The sequence below is a fragment of the Streptomyces sp. CNT360 genome, assembly GCF_000424785.1.
On record NZ_KE384244.1, the window covers coordinates 305,036 to 324,709 of the forward strand.

The following is a 19,674-nucleotide window of genomic DNA, read 5'->3' on the forward strand; positions in this document are numbered from 1 at the left end:
GTCCCGCGTCAGGCGGACTGGCGTGACTGACCGGTGCCCTTGGTGGCGTCCAGTGCGTAGACGCAGCGGTCCTTGCTGCACGCGTACACCACGCCGCCGCCCACCACCGGCGTACCGGTGATCTCACCGCCGGTGGCGAGCTTCCAGCGGAGCTGGCCGCCGACGGCGTCGACCGTGTAGAGGCAGTGGTCGGCCGAGCCGAAGTGGACACGTCCGTCGGCGACGACGGGCGCGCCCACCACGTCGGCTCCGGTCGCGAAGCGCCAGCGCGGCGTGCCGCTGACCGCGTCGAGCGTGTAGACGGCGCTGCCGCTGCCCAGATGGACGAGGCCGTCCGTGACGACGACGGGCTCGGTGGAGTGCCGCGCCTCGGTGGCGATGCGCCAGCGGTCGTTGCCGTTGCCGGAGTCGAGCGCGTAGACGGTGCCGAGGTAGTCGGCCAGGTACACCCCGCCACCCGTCACCCCGGGCCCCGGTACGAACGCGGCCGGGCTCAGGAAGGCGGCCGGCGCGTCGAACCGCCACCGTTCCTGGCCGGTCGCCGCGTCCAGCGCGAACACCCGGGAGCCCGCACACACGTAGGCCGTCCCGTCCTCGGCGAGGGTCACCCGCACCGGCACCCCGCCGGTGGCGGAGGCGTCGCCGACGGGGTAGGACCAGCGCTCGGTGCCGGTGCGGCCCTCGAAGACGTACAGCCGCCCGTCCGCCCAGGTGTAGACGGCACCGTCGGCGATGACGGGACCGGCCTCGGGCGTCTCGAAGTCGGCCTGCGCACCCGTCAGGTCCCACAGCTTCTCGCCGGTGGCCGCCTCCCAGGCCTGCACGCCGCCGCCGCGGGTGCCGGTGACGACGGTGCCGCGGTCCACCTGGAGGGAGTAGACCCAGCCGTCGGTGGCCAGCCGCCAGCGCTCGGAGCCGTCGGCAGCGTCGAGTGCGTAGAGGCTCGGCCCGTCCGAGGCGTGCACCCGGCCACCGGAGACGGCCATCGACCAGGCCACCTCACGCGTCTTGAACTGCCGCCGCCCGCTGCCCACGTCCAGGGCGTGCACCTCGAACGAGGTGACGTACACGAGGTCGTCGGCGACGACCGGCGACCCCCACACGTCGTTCGACATCCGGAACCGCCAGGGCCGCCAGCGCTGCGCTCCCGGGGCTCCGGAAGCGGTGCCTGCCGGGTGACCGCCGCCCGCCGAGTGCGGCGACGCCTGGAAGGGCGCCGTGGACGGGGGCCGGCCCTGGGACGTGTGCGGCGCGGCGGCGGGCGCCGGTGCCGGTGGAGCCGCAGGTGGCTGGTGGAGGGGGTGCACGGAGGGCGGCGGAGGCGCGGCAGAGAGCCCCGCGCCCCGGTCGGAGCCCCCGGCGGAGCGGGGGCCCGGAGCACCGTACGGCGACGCCGACGGTGGGCCGGGCGGAGGTGCGGGAGGGGGTGTGGGGGACGCGTGTGCGCCCGGCTGCGGGCCCGTCCGCGGAGGCGGCGGTGCCGTGTACGGCCGGGCGTAGGAGGGCGGCGTACCGTCCTGGCCGCCGTCGGGAGGCCGCACCCAGCCCGAGGTGGGGTCGGCTCCCGTCTCCCGCCCGGTCTCGTCCGGGCGGCGCGGTCCCGGCCCGATGGGCACCTGCGCGTTGGGCAGTTGCACGGACGCCCCGTCGGCGCTGCCGGGCCGGGCAGCCGGCCGGGAGACCACCGGCGCCGAACCGGACGCCGGCGCCCCCGAGCCGCCGCCCGCGATCCCCTGTGCCGCGCTCCCGGCCTGCCCTTCGCCTGCGGCCACACCGGCCGCGGGGGGACCACCGGGCCCCACGGACCCCATGCCGGAGCCGTCGGCACCGGCTGACCCGCCGTTGACACCGCCGTCCGGCCCGGCGGCCGGGTGCGGTGCCGGGACCGCGGACGGCCGCCAGCTCTCGGAGGACGCGGACGGCGCGGGTCCGGGTGACGCGGACGGCACCAGGGGGGACGGCTCGGCAGGAGCCGGCGCCGCATCGCCCTGCGGGGCGGCGGGACCGGCGGCGGAACCAGCCGCAGGACCGGCACCGGGGCCGGGGGCGGCACCGGGACCGGAGCTGGCACCTCCGTTCGCACCGGGTGCCGCTCCGGCGGCGGGAGCCGCACCGGCCGACGCGGCACCGGCAGCCGCTGCGGCGGCTGCCGCCGCCGCGTTCTGCTGCCGCATCGCCCGGCCGCCCCGGCGGCGCTCGATCAGCGAGACCGCGGTGGACGGCAGCCAGGCCGACACGGTGCCGCTGTCGTCGCTGCCCGCGCCGAACAGGTGCGGGGCCAACTGCGCCTGGAGGTCGGCGGGCGTGGGCCGCTCCTCGGCGTTCATCCGCATGCAGGACTCGATCAGCGGCCGCAGTTCCTCGGGCAGCCCCTCCAGGTCGGGGCCCTCGCGCAGCAGCATGAAGACCGTCTCGACCGGGTTGGCCCCGTGGAAGGGGGCGTGCCCTGTCGCGGCGAAGACCAGGGTGGAGGCGAGCGAGAAGATGTCGCTGGCCCCGGTGACGCTGCGGGAGTCGCGCGCCTGCTCGGGCGACATGTAGGCGGGTGTACCGACGGCGACGTTGGTCATGGTCAGCCGGGTGTTGGAGACACCGGAGGCGATACCGAAGTCGATGACGCGGGGACCGTCCTCGACGACCAGCACGTTGGAGGGCTTCAGGTCCCGGTGGACCAGCCCCGCGCCGTGGATGGACTGGAGGGCCTCGGCGACGCCGGCCGCCAGCCAGCGCACCGCCTGCACCGGCACGGGACCGCACTCGGTGACTATTTCCTCCAGCGAGGGCGAGGGCACGTACGCGGTGGCCAGCCACGGGATGGCGGCACGCGGGTCGGCGTCGACGACGGCGGCCGTGTAGAAACCGCTGACAGCCCGTGCCGCCTCGACCTCGCGGGTGAACCGCACCCGGAAGAGCTGGTCCTCGGCGAGTTCGGTGCGGACCGTCTTGATGGCGACGCGGCGGCCGGACGCCGACCGCGCGAGGTAGACCAGCCCCATGCCGCCGGAACCGAGACGGCCCAGCACCTCGAACGGGCCGATCCGCCGCGGATCGTGCTGCGTAAGCTGCTCCACCACTTGTCCTGCCACCTCCCCGTAGGGGCCGTAAAATCTGCCCGATCCCGCCCCGTGCAGCCTCTCACTGCCGTGCCGGACCCGACGGTCCGGACGCCGATTCTTCCTGGCGAACGCGCCGGTTGCGAACCCGGGGGCGGCACGTAAGTGTCTTCGTGCCCCGACAAAGCCCCGTATGACCGGATCGATCCGGCATGTTCCGAGCCTCCCCCCTCACCCTGTTCGCCCCCTGCCCGGCCCGCCGATTCAGCACACCCCGTTTGCCTGCGGACGAATCGCGGCCGGATCACCCGTCGGTAAGCTGACGGGCATGACAGGACAAGTTCGAACCGTCGACGGCCGGGTGGCCGGACGCCGCGGACAAGCGACGCGGCAGAAGCTGCTCGACTGCCTCAGCGAGATGCTCAGCTCGTCGCCGTACCGCGATGTCAAGGTCATCGACGTCGCACGGAAAGCGGGCACGTCCCCGGCGACCTTCTACCAGTACTTCCCCGATGTCGAGGGCGCCGTCCTGGAGATCGCCGAGACCATGGCCAAGGAGGGCGCGTCCCTCACCGACCTGGTGGCCGGGCGGTCCTGGACGGGGAAGGCGGCCTGGCAGACGGCCGAGGACCTCGTCGAGGGCTTTCTGGGCTTCTGGCGCAGGAACGACGCGATCCTGCGGGTGGTCGACCTGGGCGCGGCGGAGGGCGACAAGCGGTTCTACAAGATCCGCATGAAGATCCTCAACTCGGTGAACAACTCCCTCTCCGACGCGATCAAGGACCTGCAGTCCCGCGGCCGGGTCGGCAAGGACGTCAACGCCGCCGCCGTCGCCGGCTCGCTCGTCGCCATGCTGGCCTCCGTCGCGGGGCATCAGAAGGGCTTCCAGAGCTGGGGCGTCAAGCAGGCGGAGCTGAAGCCGAGCCTGGCTCTGCTCGTCCACCTCGGTGTGACCGGCAAGAAGCCCACCAGGTAGCGAGCACTCCGCACAGCTTTCCCGTTTCCCGCGCCACGTTCCCGAACACGTGCCGCCCTGCGCACACGTGCCGCATCCGGACACGGGCCACATCCCGCGGAGCCGTCGGCCACGAAGCCCGTGAACCGCGCGCCCGCGCCCCGTGTGCCCCGCGCATTCCGTACGCCGCATCACCTCTGCGGCGCGCAGGCGTCAGTCCTCCGCACGGCGCTCCAGCCGGAAGATGCGGATCTGCCGGTCGATCCGCGCCTGGTAGACCGCGTACGGCGGCCAGAACCGCAGCAGTTCCTCCCACGCCTCCTCGCGCTCCCTCCCTTCGAGCTGTCGTGCCCGCACGGGTATCCCGGTGCCCCGGTAGGTGATCCGCGCCTCGGGATGCCGTCGCAGGTTGGCGGTCCAGCCCGGGTGGTCCTCCCTGCCGAAGTTGCTGCCGACCAGCAGCCAGCTCCCCCGTTCCTCTTCCGGCATGCACGCCAGTGGCGTCCGCCGCTGCGCTCTGCTTCTGGCTCCCGTCGACGTCAGGACGACACCGGGCAGCAGTTGGGTGCTCAGCATGCTCCGACCGCCCGTCATGCGGTGCACCGCCCGGTCCAGTACGGGGATCACGTGCGGGGCGATCCGCGCGAACGCCCGCGTCGACGACACCTTCTGGACGAGCTTCCGTTTCACCTCCGGGGCCGGCTTCCGCTCCGCCTTCCGTTGCCCCTTGCGGTCCGGCTCCCGTCCCACCGCCCCGGCCATCAGACCGCCACCGCCTCTCTCGCAGGGGTACCGAACAGCGCCGCGCACTCGGCGGCGCGGGCGCGCAACCGGTGGACCGGCCCGAACAGCAGGTCGTCACCCACCGCCCGCCTGTAGTACGCCTCGGCGGCGCGCTCCCGTGCGGCCTCCTCCCCGCTGTGCGCGGGGAGTGCTCTTCGCGCCGTGAGCTGCGTCGGGGCCGCCCGTCCCGGACGTACCGTGTCCGCGTCCCGCGGCGCCGCGGGTGGCCGCGCCGCCTCGGCAGCGGCCAGCCGCAGTGCCTCCAGACCCTGGGCCAGCGCGAGACAGCCGGCCGTGCGGGCCTGCGCCCGCTCGCCTGCGGCGGAGCGGGCCGCGTGGTAGGCGGCGGAGCGGGCCGCGCCGACCTGCGCGTACACCTCCGTCAGCCGGTGCCGCACCGACGGCGGGGGGCCGCCGGTCCGCCCGTGGAGCCACGGTGCGGTGACGCGGTCCGCCGTCCACCTCAGTGCGCTGTCGGCCGCGCCCACGGCCTCGGCCGCCAGCACGGCCGCCACCTGCGGCCCGACGGCGGCCAGCGCGGGCCTCGCGTCCTGTTCGTCGGACGACCCCAGGAGTTCGGCCGCCACGTCACGCAGTTCGACGCGGGCTGCCGCGCGCGTCTCGTCCGGTCCGGGCTGCCGTACCCGGACGAGTCCGGCGGCGTCCTGGGCCACGAGGAAGAGCAGGGTGCGGCTGCGGGTGAACCCGCCCGTGTGCGCCGCGACGAGCAGCAGTCCTGCGCTGTCCCCTCTCAGCACCTGCCCCGCCTCCCCGTAGAGCTGCCACCCGTCCACGGTACGGCGCGCCTGGATGCCGCCCGCCCGGCCGCCCCCGCCGCACCAGTGCTCACCGACGCGGTGCGGGCAGGCGGCGTCCGGCGGATCGAGCGGTCCGGTGAGCCCCAACGCTTCGGGCAGCCCGACACCGGCCGGGAGGGCGAGGGCAGCGGTCAGGTCGCCGGTGGCCAGCCGCGGCAGCAGCCGGGCGCGCTGCGCCTCGGTGCCGAGGGCGAGCAGCAGCGGCGCCGCCAGCGCGGCCGTCGGGACCAGCGGGGAGTCCACGAGTGCGCGGCCGGTCTCCTCGGCGGCGACGGCGAGCCCGAGGGGGCCGCGGCCGGCGCCGCCGCAGGTCTCGGGCAGGGCGAGGCCGGGCAGCGCGAGGGCGCGGGCGAGGCCGCGCCACAGGGCGGTGTCGCAGCCCGCCGGGGCCCGCGCCGTCGCCCGGCCGGGCCCGCCGTGCCGGGCGAGCAGCGTCCGCACGGCGTGACGTATCGCTTCCTGCTCCTCGGTGCACACGGTGTCCATCGGCGGCGCCCCCTCACGGCACAACAGCCAGCAGTCGACATGAAGCTGACGACGCGTCATGTTAGAGAGCCGTCGCGCAGAATCCCAGACGGCGGGGGACTCTCCGCCGCCCCCGCGACGCGGGCGGACCGGCTCCGCACGCCGGTCGGCCCACTCCCCCGGCACCGTCACCTGATGTACCGTCAGGTCCATGCCGTCCGCCGACAGCACCCACCGCCCCGCCCGCCGCGTCGCGGTCGCCGGAGTCGCGCTCTCGGACGTGGGGAGGATCGACGAGGCCACCCCGTACGCGCTGCACGCCCAGGCCGCCCGGCGGGCCCTGTCCGACGCCGGGATCGACCACTCGCTCGTCGACGGGCTCGCCTCCACCGGGCTGGGCACTCTCGCCCCCGTCGAGGTCGCCGAGTACCTGGGGCTGCGGCCCACCTGGGTCGACTCCACCGGCGTCGGCGGCTCCACCTGGGAGGTCATGGCCTCCCACGCCGCCGACGCCATCGCACAGGGGCGGGCCCGCGCCGTCCTGCTGGTCTACGGTTCCACCGCACGGGCCGATCTCAAGGCCCGCCGCCGCACCGCCGATCTGTCCTTCGGCACGCGTGGCCCGCTCCAGTTCGAGGTGCCCTACGGGCACACCCTGATCGCCAAGTACGCGATGGCCGCCCGCCGCCACATGCACCGGTACGGCACGACCCTGGAGCAGCTCGCCCAGGTCGCCGTCCAGGCCCGCGCCAACGCCGCCGGCAACCCGGACGCCATGTACCGGGACCCGATCACCGTCGAGGACGTCCTGTCCGGGCCGCTGATCGCCGACCCGTTCACCAAGCTGCACTGCTGCATCCGCTCGGACGGGGGCTGCGCCGTCCTCCTCGCCGCGGAGGACCTGCTGCCGGACCTGCCCGTACGGCCGGTGTGGATCCTCGGCTCGGGAACCGCCGTCTCGCATACGACGATGTCCGAGTGGGAGGACTTCACCGTCTCCCCCGCGGCCGTCTCGGGCCGCGCGGCGTTCGACCGGGCCGGTGTCACCCCCGGCGACATCGACCTCGCGCAGCTCTACGACGCCTTCACCTACATGACCCTCGTGACGCTGGAGGACCTCGGCTTCTGCGCCAAGGGCGAGGGCGGCGCCTTCGTCGAGGAGGGGCGGCTGCTGCGGGAGGGCGCGCTGCCGGTCAACACCGACGGCGGCGGACTGTCCGCCTGCCACCCCGGCATGCGGGGACTCTTCCTGCTCGTGGAGGCGGTACGGCAACTGCGCGGCGAAGCCGGCGAGGGGCGGCAGGTGCGCAGGAGCGACGGCTCGCTGCCCGAGCTCGCCGTCGCCTCGGGCACCGGCGGCTGGTTCTGCTCGTCGGGGACCCTGGTCCTCGGCCGCGGCTGAGCCCCCGGAACCGGAACCCCTCGGAAGGGCGCGCCTCAGAAGCGCCGGTACATGATGTGCAGCCCCACATAGCCGTGGACCGGGTGGTGGAAGCCTTCCTCCAGGGTGCCGACGATCTCGAACCCCAGCGACTCCCACAGCGCCACGGCGCCCGTGTTGGTCGCCACCACCGCGTTGAACTGCATCGCCCGGTAGCCCTCCGCCTCGGCCCACTCCAACGCGTGCTCCCCCAGCGCCCGTCCGACGCCCCTGCGGCCGCTCGCGGGGTCCACCATGAAGCTGGCACCCGCGATGTGGGAGGCGCCGCCCATGTGGTTGGGGTTCATCTTGGCGGAGCCGAGCACGGTGCCGTCCTCGTCGACGGCGACCACGGTGCGGCCCGGCGGCTCCAGCATCCAGGTCGCGCGGCCGGCGGCCTCGTCCATGTCGCGCGGGTAGGTGTAGGTCTCTCCCGCCGCGACGATGGCGTGGAAGAAGGGCCAGATGGCGGGCCAGTCGGCTGCGGTGGCTTCACGAATGTGCACCCGCCCAGAGTGCGCCACCAAGGGGGCGGTACGCCAACCGTCACCAGCGCCGCGAGCCCGCGTGGCTCACACGGCTCCGACAGGCGCGGGGCGGAACACCGGGACGGTCACCCCGGCCGCCCCCTCGCTCCCCCGTACGCCCTCCTGCTCCCGGAAGGCGACCCGCAGCTCCATCCCGATCCGGAGGGCATCGTGGGGACAGTCGGTCACCTGCGTCATCATCCGGGGCCCCTCCGCGAGTTCCACGACCGCGGCCACGTACGGCACCCGCTCTCCGAACGGCGGCAGGTCGTTGCGGTGGACGACGGACCAGGTGTACAGGGTCGCCCTGCCCTCCGCCTGCTCCCAGACGACGTCCTCGCTCCAGCACCGCGGACAGAACTCGCGCGGACAGTGGTGGGCCGCGCCGCACCCCTCGGCCCGGCAGCGACGGATCAGCAACCGCCCTTCCGCTGCCGCCCGCCAGTACGGTGCCGTGAACGCGTCCACGTCGGGTATGTCGAACCGCTGCTGTGCCGTTCCACCCATCGGAGCCTCCCGCTGCGCCGGCCGGTACGCCGCCCGCTCCCGTTTGCTGACGGTACGTCAGTGAACCGGCCACCGGCGCCCTCCTGCAAGAGGGCGACCACACGGTGCGGCCCGGGGGCCGGATGCACCACAGCGGGCACCGTCCGGCTACTTGCCGGTGCCGACGGGGTCCACCATGACCTTCTGGTCGGCACCTTCCTCGACGGGGAGGGAGATGCTGACCGGCAGGCTCTTGGAGTGGGTCTCGTTCGGCGGAGTGACGACCATGCTGCTGACGCGCACGCCGGTGCCGCCGGTGTTGTTCGGCGGGTAGTGCAGGGTGAAGCGGGTCGTCTCGCCCGACTTGAGGGCGACGGCCGGAGCGGCCTTGCTGCTGCGCTTGGCGCTGAGCGGCCGGCCGGCGTCCTTCGACTTGAGGTCGACGCCGGGGAAGCCCTTGAGCGAGCAGGCGTCGCCGCCGACGTTCTTGAGGCTGACGACCATGTCCCCCTCGCCCATACCGTGGTTGCTGCCGAATTCGAGGTCCGCCGTCTTGCAGGAACCCGCGGTGATCTTTCCGCCGCCGCTGCCCGGCGCGGACTCGGCGGCGGACGGGTCGCCGCTGTTCGTCTCGGACCCGCCGCTGCCACCGGAGGTCTTGCCCGAGGACGAGCCACCCGAGGAGGAGCCACCCGACGACGAGGACGAGGAGGAGGGCCCGGAGACGTTCGAGTTCGCGGCGGAGTCGTCGTTCCCCTGGCAGGCGGTGAGCGACAGACCCGCAGCGAGGGCCACAGCGGCGAGGGTCAGCTTCTGAGCGCGCATCGTTCTTCCTTCGCGGTCGGCGCGCCGTCTACGCGGCACGAGTGAGCGTTACTGATCACTTGGATCCGCCCGCCCCGAGGAATGTTCACACCCACCGGCTCCTCTTACGCGCCTGTTACATGCGAACGCCGGCCGGCGGCACTGCCCGCCGCCCACCCGCTGGAGCGCGAACGGGGTGGGCGCGGCCTCCGGCCGCGGAGGGCACCACTTAAGATCGGCGTCATGTCCATGCCCATGACGCCGAGCGGCACGCCCGTCCACATCCTCGGCGCCGGCCCCGGTGGCCTGGCGGCGGCCGCCGCACTGCGGGAACGCGGCATCGACTCCGTCGTCCTGGAGAAGGCCGACGCCGTCGGCGCCTCCTGGCGGTCCCACTACGAGCGGCTGCACCTGCACACCACCAGGGCCCTCTCCGCACTGCCCGGACTGCCGATCCCCCGCGCGTACGGGCGCTGGGTCGCCCGCGCCGACGTGGTCCGCTACCTCGAACAGTACGCGGCCCACCACCGGATCGAGGTCGCCACGGGCGTGCAGGTCCACCGGCTGGAGCGCGGCGAGGACGAGCGATGGGTCCTGCACGCCAACGGCGGGCGACGGCTGACCAGCCCCGCCGTGATCGTCGCCACCGGCATCAACCACACCCCCCACCTCCCCTCCTGGCCCGGACGTGACAGCTTCGAGGGCGACCTGCTGCACGCCTCCGCCTACCGCTCCGCCGCCCCCTACGCGGACAAGGACGTCCTGGTGGTGGGCGCCGGCAACACCGGCGCCGAGATCGCCACCGATCTCGCCGAGGGCGGTGCCGCCCGCGTACGCCTCGCCGTGCGGACACCGCCCCACATCCTGCGCCGCTCCACTCTCGGCTGGCCCTCCCAGCGCAGCGCCATCCTGTGCCGACGGCTCCCCGTCCGGCTGGTGGACCGCATGGCGGCGCGCGTCACCAGGATGTCCGTACCCGACCTGTCCGGTCACGGACTGCCCCGCCCCGAAGCCGGGCTCTACACACGCGTGCGCCAGGGCGCCATCCCGGTGCTCGACGTCGGACTCGTCGACGCGGTACGACAGCGGAAGGTCGAACCGGTCGCCGCGCTCACCTCGTTCGACGGCACGAAGGCCGTACTGGCCGACGGCGAGACCGTGGCCCCCGAAGTCGTCATCGCCGCCACCGGCTACCGCGCCGGGCTGGAGGACCTGGTCGGCCACCTCGGCGTGCTGGATGCCGAGGGCCGTCCCACCGTCCACGGCCGCCGCACCCACCCCGCGGCCCCCGGCCTGCACTTCACGGGGTTCTCCTACCCCATCAGCGGCACCCTGCGGGAGTTGCGGATGGACGCCGAGCGCATCGCGAAAGCCATCGCCAAGGCGGCAGGCTGAGACCGGCCCCGTGCGGCGCACCCACGGCAACCCTCGGGTGAGGCGCCCCCCCCCGGGACAGCGGCGAGAGCAGCCCTCACAAGGTCACCGGCGGGAGCGCCCCGCACACCGCCTCGCACAGTGGCGGGCTCACCCGACGAAGCGCCCCGCGCGGGCGGGGCGCAGACCGTCGGCCAGGCCGTGCCCGACACCTTCGCCGTAAGCGCCCCGCGCGGGCGGGGCGCAGACCGGCGGAGCACTCCGCCCGGCGGCGCGCGCGGACCCGATGCGGCACCCCGCACAAGGGCGCGCGGCAGCGCGAGGCTCCGGAGCGGCACGAGGTCTTCCTGACGCTGCGTCAGTTCCAGTAACCTGACGGTGCGTCAGGTCATCACCGGCCTCCACACGGGAGTGGGCGAGTACAGATGCTCGGATCGACTCACGGGACCCTCACCATGACCCCCCGCTCGGCCCGGGTGCTGGCCTGCGGCGATCGTGCCGAGGGCGGCGCCGTCCACAGCAGGACCGAGGAGGAGGCGCTCGGCGCCCTCGACGTCAGCGGACGGCTGCTGCACGCACCGGTGCCCGACCTCGACCGGTTCTTCCGTCCGGACGCCGTGGCCGTGGTGGGGGCCTCGGACGCCGAGGGACGGCCCAACACCGGCATCACCCGCCACATGGTGGCGTGGGCCGAGCATGTGGGTGCCCGGCTGTATCCGGTCCACCCGAAGCGGCGCGAGGTGTTCGGCCTGGCCTGTGCCCCCGGCGTCGCCGACCTGCCCGAGCCGGTGGATGTCGCCGTCCTCCTGGTGGCCGACCCGCTGCCCGTGCTGGAGCAACTGGCCGACACCGGGACCAGGTTCGCCGTGGCGTTCGCCTCCGGCTTCGCCGAGACCGGCCGCCAGGGGGCCGCCGCCCAACAGCGGCTCGCCGAGGCCGCCGCACGCGCCGGCGTCCGGCTCCTCGGCCCGAACACCAACCTCAACGCCTTCGAGCGGTTCCGCACCGACCTGGACGGCCCTGCGATCGCCCTCATCACGCAGTCGGGCCACCAGGGACGCCCCCTCTTCGCCCTCCAGGAGCTGGGCATCCGGCTCTCGCACTGGGCGCCGACCGGGAACGAGGCCGACCTGGAGACGGCCGACTTCCTCTCCTACTTCGCGGGACGGCCCGAGGTGGGCGCCGTCGCCGCGTATGTGGAAGGGCTCAAAAACGGCCGGCGCTTCCTGCTGGCCGCCGACCGTGCCGCCCGCAACGGCGTGCCCGTCGTCGCGGTGAAGGTGGGCCGCACCGAGACGGGAGCGCGCACGGCCGCCTCGCACACGGGGAAGCTCACCGGCTCGGACGCCACCGTGGACGCGGCGATGCGGCAGTACGGCGTGCTGCGGGTGGACGGTCTCGACGAGCTCCAGGACACCGCCGCACTGCTGGCGCGCGCCCGCCCGCCGCGCGCGGAGGGGGTGGCGGTCCACGCGATATCCGGGGGCACCGGCGCGCACCTGGCCGACCTGGCGACGGCGGCGGGGCTGTCGCTGCCCACCCTGTCCGAGGCCAAGCAGGCGGAGCTGCACGAGTGGATCCCGGGCTACCTGTCGGTGGCCAACCCGATCGACAACGGCGGCCACCCGGTGGGCGACCGGCGCGGGCGGAAGATCATCGACGCGATCCTGGCCGATCCGGACGTGGGCGTGCTCATCTGCCCGATCACCGGGCCGTTCCCGCCGATGAGCGACAAGCTCGCCCAGGACCTGGTGGACGCCGCCGAGGAGACCGACAAGCTGGTCTGCGTCGTCTGGGGTTCTCCGGTCGGCACCGAGGAGGCCTACCGGACCACCTTGCTGGGCTCCTCCCGGGTGGCGACCTTCCGCACGTTCGGCAACTGCGTGCGCGCGGTGCGCGGCTACCTCGATCACCACCGCTTCGCCCGCGCCTACCGCTCCCCCTTCGACGACGCCCCCCGCAGTCCGTCCCCCTCGCACCGCAAGGCCCAGGCGCTGCTGCGGCCCGGACAGCAGTTGAGCGAGCACGCCGGCAAGCAACTCCTGCGGGCCTACGGCATCCGCGTCCCGCGCGAGAAGCTGTGCACCAGCGCCGCGGCAGCGGTGCGCGCGGCAGCGCAGGTCGGCTACCCGGTCGTCATGAAGGCGTCGGCCCCGGAGCTGGCGCACAAGAGCGACTACGGGCTGGTGCGCATCGGCCTCACCTCCGCCAGCCAGGTCCGCGACACCTACCGGGAGCTGACGGAGATCGCGCGGGCGGAGGAGATCGAGCTGGACGGCGTGCTGGTGTGCCAGATGGTCGACCAGGGGGTCGAGATGGTGGTCGGTATCACCCAGGACGAGCTGTTCGGGCCGACCGTGACCGTCGGTCTGGGTGGGGTGCTGGTCGAGGTCATGCGCGACGTCACCGTGCGGGTGCCGCCGTTCGGTGAGCAGCAGGCCCGCGCGATGCTCGGTGAACTGCGCGGCGCCGCGCTGCTGGAGGGGGTGCGCGGCAGGCCGCCCGCCGACGTCGACGCACTCGTCGAGGTCGTGCTGCGGGTGCAGCGCATGGCCTTGGAACTGGGCAGCGGCGGCGGCCCCGGGGGCGCCGGAGGGCTCGCGGAGCTGGACATCAACCCGTTGGTCGTCCTGGAGCGCGGGCAGGGCGCCGTGGCACTCGACGCGCTGGCGGTCTGCGGATGAGCGCCGCGCACCGCGCGAGGCCCCCGGCACGGCAGGCGGCCGCACCGACGCCGCGAGACGCCGCGCCACTCGTGACAGCCGCGAAAGGAAACGCACGCTGATGTCCTCCCCCCGTGCACCCGGTGACTCCTGCGACAACAGTCCTGACGGCTTCCCCAGCACCTCCCGCGGTCCTTCCCCGGACCCGTCGTCCGGGGAACGGGCCGGGCCTGCCGCCGAGTTCCCGGCCGGTTCCGGAGCCGACGCCCCGGCCACGGCCCCGGACGGGCCCCCGCGCAACGGCGAGGCCGCGCGGAAACCGGACGAGTCCTTGGAAGAAGTTGTAGCGCAGACCACCGACAACGGCGTCTCGTGGCTGACCCTCGACCGCCCGCACGTGCTCAATGCCCTCACCCGCGACCAGCGAGAACGCCTCATCGGGCTGCTTGCCGACGCCTCGGCCGACCCGGACGTGCGCGCCGTGGTGCTGACCGGCCGTGGCCGCGGCTTCTGCGCGGGCGCCGACCTGCGAGCGGACCGGAGCGGCGGCCGGGAACGGGTGGCGGGCGACGTCGCCCGCACCCTGGAACAGGGCGCCCAACGGCTGATCTCGGCGGTGCTCGACTGCGAGAAGCCGGTACTCGCCGCGGTCAACGGCACCGCGGCCGGCCTCGGCTGCCACCTCGCTCTCGCCTGCGACCTGGTCCTGGCGTCCGAAGCGGCGCGCTTCGTGGAGGTGTTCGTGCGGCGCGGACTGGTGCCGGACGGGGGCGGCGCCTATCTGCTGCCGCGGCTGGTCGGGCCGCAGCGGGCCAAGGAGCTGATGTTCTTCGGCGAGGCGCTGTCCGCCGCCGAGGCCGGGCGGCTCGGACTCGTCAACCGGGTGGTGCCCGGCGAGGAGTTGACGAAGACGGCGCGTGCCTGGGCCGAGCGCCTGGCGGCCGGCCCCACCCGTGCGCTGGCGCTCACCAAGCAGTTGGTGAACGCCTCCCTGGACGCGGACCGTGCCACCGCCTTCCGCGCCGAGGCCTGGGCGCAGGAGCTCAACATGTCCACGCGGGACGCGCAGGAAGGCGTCACCGCCTTCGCCGAGCGGCGCTCCGCCGTCTTCGAGGGCCGGTAGCGGGCGGTGGTTACGCTGGAGCCGAGGAAACCGCCACCGACCGTCCGACCCGACGACACCACAGGTGCGATGACGTCATGATGGGACACGCTGGAATGGCAGCCGCCGCGGTGCGCTACCTGCGGACCGTCGGCGCACCGCCCGCGCGCGGCACGCAACAGCCGGCGCGCGAGGGTGGAGAGCGCGGCGAGAACCCGCTTCCCCCGGCCGATCTGCGCGCCGTGGGGGAGGACGAGCGTGCGCCGGTCGATCCGGCCGATTTCCGCCGGGTGCTGGGCGGTTTCGCCTCCGGCGTCACCGTGGTCACGGCGCCCGCCGCGAAGGGCGAGGCAGGACCGGCGGGTTTCGCCTGCCAGTCCTTCGCGTCCCTGTCCCTGGAACCGCCGCTGGTCTCGTTCATGGTGGCCCGTACGTCCACGAGTTGGCCGCGCATCGCGCGGGCCGGGGTGTTCTGTGTGAACGTTCTCTCCGCCGGGCAGGGCGAGCTGTGCCGGGCGTTCGCGGTCAGCGGTGCGGACAAGTTCGCGGGGGTCGCCTACTCCGCGGCGCCGGTGACGGGCTCGCCGCTCCTGGACGGGGTGGCGGCGTGGATCGACTGCGAGATCCACGCCGTGCACACCGGTGGTGACCACCTGATCGTCGTCGGCAGGGTGCGCGCGCTGGACGCGGTGGAAGGTGGCGGCGAGCCGCTGGTCTTCCACCGGGGCAGGCTGGGGACGTTCACCCCGGCCGAGTGACCTCACCCGCCCGGCAGCCGCACGGACCGGTCCCGTCCGACGGCCTCGCCCGGCGGCCTCGTCCGTCAGCCGCACGCGGGGGCGCCGTGTGCATGTCCAGCCCGGTGCGGCCGGGCGCCAGGCCGGGGCGGAGCGCCAGGTCGGCGCCGTAGTCGCCACCGGCCTCGGAGCGGTACGGCAGCGGGCGGAGCGTTTCGATGCCGTGCAGCCGCTCTCGCAGCTCCTCCTGCCACTTCTTGCCGTCCGTCTCGTCGGCACGGTCGGCTCCGTACAGGACGAACGGCGGCAGCGGGTCCATGCCGGTGTACCAGAACGTGCCGTGGTGCAGCGGGAAGAGGATGTCCTCGACGTACCCGTGGATGCCCCGCGGGCCGAAGCTGGAGGCCCGTGCGCCGACCGAGGTGACGACCATGGCCCGCTTGCCGGCCAGTCCCCCGTCGCCGTACCGCCGGGTGCGGCCGTGTGCGTCCCGGACGCCGAAGGCGAACCCCTGCACCAGTACGCGGTCGAACCAGCCCTTGAGGATGGCGGGCGGCCCCAGCCACCACAGGGGGAAGTGGAAGACCAGGGTGTCGGCCCAGGCGATCTTCTGCTGCTCCGCACGGATGTCCGCAGCGAGCGTTCCGTCCAGGTACGCACGCTCCTGTGCGTCCCCGACCAGCAGCCGCTCTGGCCCGTCCGGGTCCCGGGCGCCGCCCCGGCCGGGAAAGTCGTGCCGGTCGACGACCGGGTTCCAGCCCATCGCGTACAGGTCGGTCCCGCGCACCTGGTGGCCGCGTTCGCGCAGCGCGGCGATTCCGGCGTCCCGTAGGGAGGCGTTCAGGGACCGTGCCTAAGCTTGTTCTTTAACCTTCCAACCCTTGTAGGGCGATAAGTGTCTTCTCGTGACGGACGGTCTTGCCTGGCCTTCGTCTAGGGTGTCGAGGATGCCGCTTGTTGAAGTGACCTATGCGCCTACGGTGCCCGAGCCCCGGCTACGCGAACTCGGCTCGGTGCTGCCGCATCTGGCATCCCTGGCTGTGGAGTGCCCCGAGGAGCCGTACGACGGCAAGCTGCAACCGGGGGATGTCGAGATCCGCTTCCGGCCGCTGAGCCCGCTGGACCGTAGCGGCCTGACGGTGGTGATCGAGATCAAGTCCAAGTGGTCCGCTAGCAGGGAAGCCAACCGCCAAGAGCGCGTGGATGCGCTCCACGCGGACATCCGCGCCGCAACCGGGCTCGTCGACTTCGGTGTCTACCTGTCACTGCCGAGCGCTGCTTGGTCTCAGGGAGACTGATCACTCACACCCGACAGCGCGTCTCCCAGACCCCACGCCAAGGCGAAACGGCGGGTCTACCTACGATGTGAGCTTATTCGTCGAATGTGTCTCGAACTGGGTCGCTGACCTGGGTATTCGCCGGACGCTGAGGCGACCTTCGTCTGATCATGTGCTCCGACCAAGGTGCACCGATCAACACGAAGGCCGAGGGTGAGTCTGCTGCCTGATGCTGCTAAGGGGGAAGCGTTCGCGGAAGCGTCACGCTTCCGGGACGAGTTGTACGCGTGTCTGACTGCGCGGGGTGATGAGCTGTTCAAGCTGGCGGACGGGGTGCGGTGTGCGCCGGGTGCGGTGCACTCGGCAGTCGAACTCACGCTCCTGCCCGAGCATCGACGCGGGCACGGGGCAATGTACGACGGCTTGAACCAGGGGCGGATCGACACCGACGGGCTGCGGTCGCTGCTGGCCGGGCTGCCATTACCGCGGTTCGCGGACGGGCGTCTGGTCCTGGCCGTGGACGTCTCGCCGTGGTTGCGGTCGGACGCGCCGTGCTCGCCGGACCGGCTGTTTTGCCACGTCTATGGGCGGGCGAAGACTGCCTCGCAGTTCATCCCCGGCTGGCCGTACTCGTTCATCGCGGTACTGGAGATGGGTGCCACGTCCTGGACGCAGATTCTGGACGCGGTGCGGCTGGGCCGGCCGACGATGCCACCGCGGTGACCGCGGCCCAGCTCCGGGACGTCGTTGAACGGCTCATCACAGCAGGTCAGTGGGGGCAGGGTGAGCCGGATATCGTGATCGTGACCGACGCCGGTTACGACGTGACCCGCCTGGCCAGGGTGCTGCGGGACCTACCCGTCGAGCTGGTCGGCCGTGTCCGCGGCGACCGTGTGATGCGGCTGCCGAAGCCGCCACGCGTCTACGACCCGAAGGGCGGCCGGCCACCGAAGCACGGGCCGGAGTTCCGCTTCGCCAAGCCCGAGACCTGGCCCGAACCGGCCGTCACGACCCACACCGCTACCGCAAACTACGGCAAGGCTGTCACGCGGGCGTGGGGCCGGGTCCATCCTCGGCTGACCCACCGGGCCGCCTGGCTGGACCACGAAGGCGAACTCCCACTCATCGAGGGCACGTTGATCCGCCTTGAGGTGGAGCACCTGTCGAAGGACCGGGCGGCGCCGGCGGTGTGGTTGTGGTCCTCCAGGACCGGTGCCAGCGACGACGACGTCGACCGGGCCTGGCAAGCATTCCTCCGGCGCTTCGACCTGGAGCACACATCCGGCTGTTCAAGCAGACCCTCGGCTGGACACAGCCCCGGCTGCGGGAGCCAGAGGCGGCCGACCGGTGGACCTGGCTGATCATCGCCGCCTACACGCAGCTCCGGCTCGCCCGCCCCCTCGCACGGGATCTGCGACACCCCTGGGAGAAGCCGACCGCATTCGGTCGGCTCACACCGGCGCGGGTCCGCCGGACGTTTCGGAACCTCCGCCAGCACATGCCCTGTCCCGCCAGAGCACCCGAACCCCACCGGCCCGGCCTCGGACGGCCACCCGGCACCCGGAACAAGCTCCAGGCACCCCGCTACGACGTGGGCAAAACCGTCCGACCTGAGAAGACACTTATCGACCTACAACGGCTGAAAGGTTAAAGAACAAGCTCAGGGTGGGCGAAAATCCACAGCGTCTTCATGCCACCGATCCTGCGGGGCCTCCCGGCTCGGAACGAGTGGCCGCCTGGACGACAAGTGCAAGATTTGGGCCACCGTCGTCGCGGCCGGTGACGGAGGTACCCGCTCAGCCGTGGGCGACCTCCCGATCCGTCCGGGCGCCCGTGCCACGCCGCACCACAAGAGCCATCAGTGCCGCCACCGCGCACAGGACGCCCGTCCCGGTCCACGCCAGGTCGTAGGTTCCGGTGGCGTCCCGCACGAGCCCCGCCACGAAGGCGACCACCGAGGCACCGGTCTGGTGCGCGGCGAGCACCCACCCGAAGACGATCGCACCGTCCGCACCGAAGTGCTCTCTGCACAGCGCCATGGTGGGCGGCACGGTGGCGATCCAGTCGAGCCCGTAGAAGATGATGAAGAACAGCATCGGCGGCTGCACACTGCCGGCGAAGAGCATCGGCAGCAGCAGCAACGACAGGCCGCGCAGCCCGTAGTAGACGGCCAGCAGCCGACGGGTGTCGAAACGGTCGGTCAGCCAGCCGGAGCAGACGGTGCCGACCAGGTCGAGCACCCCGATCGCGGCCAGCAGGGAGGCGGCGGCCGGGACGGCCATCCCGTGGTCGTGCGCGGCAGGCACGAAATGGGTGCTCATCAGTCCGTTGGAGGAGGCACCGCAGATGGCGAAGGACCCGGCCAGCAGCCAGAACACCTTGGTGCGCACCGCGGTCCCCAGCACGCCCAGCGTGCGCCGCAGCGCACCGTCGACCTCGGCCTCGGGGGTGACGTAGTCCTCATCGGCGCCGTAGGGGCGCAGTCCGACGTCCTCGGGACGGTCTCGCAGCAGCCACGCCACCAGCGGCACGACCGCCAGCGCCGACCCGCACACCACCAGTGCCGCGGAACGCCATCCCGAGCCCTCCACCAGGAGGGCCACCAGAGGCAGGAAGACGAGCTGTCCCGTGCTGCCGCCTGCCGTCAGGATGCCGCTGACCAGTCCGCGCCGTGCGACGAACCACCGGTTGGCCACCGTGGCGGCGAAGGCGAGCGCCATGGAGCCCGAGCCGATGCCCACCAGCAGGCCCCAGCAGAGCACCAGTTGCCACTCGGCGTTCATGAAGACGGTCAGTCCGCTGCCCCCGGAGACCAGCAGCAGTGCGCCGGTGACGACTCTGCGGATGCCGTACCGCTCCATCAGCGCGGAGGCGAACGGCGCGGTCAGCCCGTAGAGCAGCACGTTGAGTCCGACAGCGAAGGAGATGATCCCGCGGGACCAGCCGAACTCCTCGTGCAGCGGGTCGATGAACACGCTGGGGGTGGCCCGGAAACCGGCGGCGCCCACGAGCGCGACGAAGGACACCGCCGCGACCCACCAGGCGCGGTGCACACGTGGTGCGCGCCCGGCAGGGCTGCACCGGGCGTCCGACGAGGTGCTGAGGGGGCCGTCCTTCTTCGGCGGCCCGGCGGAGGGAGGGAGGATCTCGGTCACGCGGCAAGCCTGCTGGTCTCCGCCGACGCGAACGAGTGGCCGGACGGACACCATG

At 73.2% G+C, this 19,674-nt stretch carries 15 protein-coding genes and 1 pseudogene; 8 read left to right on the forward strand and 8 right to left on the reverse strand.

From position 1 onward, the window contains the following. Positions 1-8: 8 nt before the first annotated feature. Positions 9-3,074, reverse strand: a complete 3,066-nt coding sequence (locus H297_RS0129040) for an outer membrane protein assembly factor BamB family protein (RefSeq protein WP_027739914.1) — start codon at positions 3,072-3,074, stop codon at positions 9-11. Between the two features lie 307 nt (positions 3,075-3,381). Here H297_RS0129040 and H297_RS0129045 point away from each other — a divergent pair, with 307 nt between their 5' ends. After that, positions 3,382-4,029: a TetR/AcrR family transcriptional regulator gene (locus H297_RS0129045; protein ID WP_037795653.1), complete on the forward strand. Its 648-nt coding sequence runs from the start codon at positions 3,382-3,384 to the stop codon at positions 4,027-4,029. 192 nt (positions 4,030-4,221) lie between these two features. Here the strand turns inward: H297_RS0129045 and H297_RS0129050 are convergent, their stop codons facing one another. Both H297_RS0129050 and H297_RS0129055 read right to left on the reverse strand, forming a co-directional pair. Next, entirely contained in the window at positions 4,222-4,770 is a 549-nt protein-coding gene (locus tag H297_RS0129050) for a nitroreductase/quinone reductase family protein (RefSeq protein ID WP_078514761.1), read from the reverse strand. Beyond that, complete coding sequence (locus tag H297_RS0129055) at positions 4,770-6,095, reverse strand: acyl-CoA dehydrogenase family protein (protein WP_027739917.1); 1,326 nt, start codon at positions 6,093-6,095, stop codon at positions 4,770-4,772. Before H297_RS0129055 ends, H297_RS0129050 begins: the two co-directional genes overlap by 1 nt. Before the next feature lie 190 nt (positions 6,096-6,285). On the opposite strand from H297_RS0129055, the gene H297_RS0129060 reads away from it, so the two are divergent. After that, entirely contained in the window at positions 6,286-7,476 is a 1,191-nt protein-coding gene (locus H297_RS0129060) for a thiolase C-terminal domain-containing protein (RefSeq protein ID WP_027739918.1), read from the forward strand. A 35-nt stretch (positions 7,477-7,511) separates the two neighbouring features. Here H297_RS0129060 and H297_RS0129065 read toward each other — a convergent pair whose 3' ends face one another. From H297_RS0129065 to H297_RS0129075, 3 genes are all read right to left on the reverse strand, one after another. Next, complete coding sequence (locus H297_RS0129065; protein ID WP_027739919.1) at positions 7,512-8,000, reverse strand: GNAT family N-acetyltransferase; 489 nt, start codon at positions 7,998-8,000, stop codon at positions 7,512-7,514. 66 nt (positions 8,001-8,066) lie between these two features. Then, positions 8,067-8,528, reverse strand: coding sequence for a Zn-ribbon domain-containing OB-fold protein (locus H297_RS0129070; protein WP_027739920.1), 462 nt, complete (start codon positions 8,526-8,528; stop codon positions 8,067-8,069). Between the two features lie 147 nt (positions 8,529-8,675). Next, positions 8,676-9,332: a DUF4232 domain-containing protein gene (locus H297_RS0129075; protein ID WP_027739921.1), complete on the reverse strand. Its 657-nt coding sequence runs from the start codon at positions 9,330-9,332 to the stop codon at positions 8,676-8,678. Between the two features lie 222 nt (positions 9,333-9,554). Here H297_RS0129075 and H297_RS0129080 point away from each other — a divergent pair, with 222 nt between their 5' ends. From H297_RS0129080 to H297_RS0129095, 4 genes are all read left to right on the forward strand, one after another. Continuing rightward, positions 9,555-10,706, forward strand: coding sequence for a flavin-containing monooxygenase (locus H297_RS0129080; protein WP_027739922.1), 1,152 nt, complete (start codon positions 9,555-9,557; stop codon positions 10,704-10,706). A 404-nt stretch (positions 10,707-11,110) separates the two neighbouring features. After that, entirely contained in the window at positions 11,111-13,369 is a 2,259-nt protein-coding gene (locus H297_RS0129085) for an acetate--CoA ligase family protein (RefSeq protein ID WP_027739923.1), read from the forward strand. 100 nt (positions 13,370-13,469) lie between these two features. Further along, on the forward strand, positions 13,470-14,471 hold the full coding sequence (locus H297_RS0129090; protein ID WP_486589713.1) for an enoyl-CoA hydratase/isomerase family protein: 1,002 nt from the start codon (positions 13,470-13,472) through the stop codon (positions 14,469-14,471). A gap of 77 nt (positions 14,472-14,548) precedes the next feature. Next, positions 14,549-15,208 (forward strand): flavin reductase family protein, encoded by a 660-nt coding sequence (locus tag H297_RS0129095; RefSeq protein WP_486589714.1) that lies wholly within the window; start codon positions 14,549-14,551, stop codon positions 15,206-15,208. Here H297_RS0129095 and H297_RS39025 read toward each other — a convergent pair. Continuing rightward, positions 15,192-16,031, reverse strand: coding sequence for an NAD(P)H-dependent oxidoreductase (locus H297_RS39025; protein WP_078514763.1), 840 nt, complete (start codon positions 16,029-16,031; stop codon positions 15,192-15,194). The two genes, H297_RS0129095 and H297_RS39025, sit on opposite strands and share 17 nt — an antisense overlap. 103 nt (positions 16,032-16,134) lie before the next feature. Between H297_RS39025 and H297_RS0129105 the strand changes: the two genes are divergently transcribed. Continuing rightward, a complete protein-coding gene (locus H297_RS0129105) occupies positions 16,135-16,485 on the forward strand; it encodes a hypothetical protein (protein ID WP_027739926.1) in 351 nt (116 codons plus the stop codon). A 192-nt stretch (positions 16,486-16,677) separates the two neighbouring features. Further along, positions 16,678-18,115 (forward strand): annotated as a pseudogene (locus H297_RS39030) (NF041680 family putative transposase). Positions 18,116-18,260: 145 nt separating this feature from the next. Here H297_RS39030 and H297_RS39035 read toward each other — a convergent pair. Then, entirely contained in the window at positions 18,261-19,673 is a 1,413-nt protein-coding gene (locus tag H297_RS39035; protein WP_078514765.1) for an MFS transporter, read from the reverse strand. Position 19,674 lies beyond the last annotated feature (1 nt).